Source organism: Burkholderia sp. E168m23 (assembly GCF_016586125.1).
Classification (GTDB): domain Bacteria; phylum Pseudomonadota; class Gammaproteobacteria; order Burkholderiales; family Burkholderiaceae; genus Burkholderia; species Burkholderia orbicola.
Map to the genome: position 1 here is coordinate 1 of NZ_BCPP01000988.1, position 2571 is coordinate 2571.

General features: G+C 68.4%; 1 protein-coding gene and 1 pseudogene. Both read right to left on the reverse strand.

The window, feature by feature from the left end; all coding sequences use genetic code 11:
- Window positions 1–413, reverse strand: a pseudogene (locus JMF90_RS40395) (pseudouridine synthase); the annotation flags it as partial.
- 16 nt (window positions 414–429) lie between these two features.
- On the reverse strand, window positions 430–2571 hold a 2142-nt coding region (locus JMF90_RS32965), incomplete at its 5' end, for a [protein-PII] uridylyltransferase (protein WP_201325998.1).

Below are 2571 nucleotides of genomic sequence, written 5' to 3' on the forward strand. Positions count from 1 at the left end.
GCGCGTGTGCTGCCTTCGCCACTCGCGCGACGCGGACGTGCATCGTCATCGCGGCGCGGCGGGCGATCCGACGACGTACGCCGATCGCCAAAACTGCGCTTCGCACCTTCACCGGCCGCGTTCTCGCGATACGGCGCGCGCGCGCCACGCTCGGCACCGCCGTCACGCGGGGCGCGCTTGGCCGGTGCGCGATCCGCGCCCGGACGCTCGGCGCCGGCGGCACCGCGCGGCTTGAACGAGCGCTCGCCGGTAGCGGCGGCCGCAGCGGGCGCCTTCTTCGGGCGGGCCGGCTTATCCCCCGCGGGCGGCGCGGCGGGGCGCACCGCCTTGCGGGCGACGAGGCTGCCGGAGCGGACAGGGGCGCGAGTCGGCGACGCCGGCTTCGGATTCTTGACGGTTAATTTGGTGCGCATAAACGCTGGGATTCATTCAGACTGCGATCGCACGCAGCAATTCGGTTTCGAGCTGGATCTGCAGGCGGTTGTCGGACAGGCCGGCGCCCGCGAGCAGGAAGATGTCTTCGACGCGCTCGCCGAGCGTATTGATCCGCGCCGCATGGACGCCGATCCGATGTTCGGCGAGTACGCGCGCGATCGAATAGAGAAGGCCCGGCCGGTCGTTGGCGGACACGGACAGGATGTAGTACTGACCACGCTCGTCGGCCCGCAGGTCGACGCGCGGCGTGATCGGAAACGTCCGGGACAGCCTCGACAGGCGGCCCTTCGACGGTTCCGGCAGCGATGCGGTTTCGGCGAGCCGCGTCGCGAGCTGCTGCTCGACGAGATTCGCGATGTCGCGGTAACGCACGTCGCGTTCGGTCTGCGTGACGATGAAGTTGTCGAGCGCGTAGCCGTGCCGCGTCGTGCTGACGCGCGCATCGAGCACCGACAGCCCGTTGCGGTCGAAATACGCGCAGATGCCCGCGAACAGGTCGGGGCGATCCTTCACGTACACGAGCACCTGCAGCGCGTCGCCGATCGGCGACGGGCGCGCGCGGACGATCGCGGTTTCGGCGTTCACGTGCCGGTACAGCACGCGCGTCTGCCACGCGATATCGGCCGCGTCGTGACGCAGGAAGAAGCCGACGTCGAGCTGATCCCACAGCGCGCGGTGCGCGTCGTCGGGCACGGTTTCCAGGCGCAGCAGCGCGAGCGCCTGCTCCTGTCGCGACTTCAGCTCCGAATGCGCGTCGGGGTTCGCGCCGCCGAGCACCGCGAGCGTGATGCGGTACAGATCCTCGAGCAGCTTGCCCTTCCACGTGTTCCACACCTTCGGGCTCGTGCCGCGGATATCGGCGACGGTCAGCAGGTAGAGGGCGGTGAGGTAGCGTTCGTTACCGACCACCTCGGCGAAGCGCTTGATGACCTCGGGGTCGCTCGTGTCCTGTTTCTGCGCGACCTGGCTCATCGTCAGGTGATGCTGGACGAGCCACACGATCAGCGCCGCGTCGTCGCCGGCGATGCCGTGCTCACGGCAGAAGCGTCGCGCGTCGGCCATCCCGAGCGTCGAGTGATCGCCGCCGCGGCCCTTCGCGATGTCGTGGAACAGCGCCGCGACGTACAGCACCCACGGGCGCTCGAAGTTGCCGATCAGCTGGCTGCAGAACGGGTATTCGTGCGCATGCTCGGCCACCGCGAAGCGGCGGATGTTGCGCAGCACCATCAGGATGTGCTGGTCGACCGTGTACACGTGGTACAGGTCGTGCTGCATCTGGCCGACGATACGGCGGAAATTCAGCAGATAGCGGCCGAGCACGCTCGTCTGGTTCATCAGCCGGAATGCGTGCGTGATGCCTTCGGGCTGCTGCAGGATCCGCATGAACGTGGCGCGGTTCTGCGGATCGCGGCGCCACGCGTTGTTCATGATCTCGCGCGAGTTGTACAGCGCGCGCAGCGTGCGGGCGGACAGGCCCTTCACGCCGCGGGTCGTCTCATACAGCAGGAACGCTTCGAGGATCGCGTCGGGATGGCGCTCGAACACGCCGTCGTCGACGATCTCGAGCATCCCCTGTTTCTCGACGAAGCGATCGGCCGACAGCACGCGCGTGATGCCGCTCGTCGCGGGGAACAACTGCGCCTCGATGTTCTGGATCAGGATCGTCGCGAGCTGCGTGACGGCTTTCGCGGCCCAGTAGTAGCGGCGCATCAGTTGCTCGCTCGCGCGCTTGGCCTGCGTCGGCTGATAGCCGAAGCTCTCGGCGGCCTGCGTCTGCAGGTCGAACACGAGCATGTCCTGGCGGCGCCCGGCGATCACGTGCAGCCGCGCGCGCAGCGTCTTCAGGAAGCCTTCGTTGCGGCGCAGCTCGCGCGCTTCGCGGTCGGTGATGAGGCCGCGCGTGTCGAGCTCGCGCCAGCTGCTGCCGAAGCCGGCGGCGCGCGCAATCCACAGGATCGTCTGCAGGTCGCGCAGCCCGCCGGGGCTTTCCTTCACGTTCGGTTCGAGGCTGTACGGCGTGTCCTGGAACTTCGCGTGGCGCTGGCGCATCTCGAGCACTTTCGCTGTGAAGAACGCGCGGGCGTCGAGCGCTTCGTGGTAGCGCACGGTGAAGCGCTCGAACAGCGCGGTGCTGCC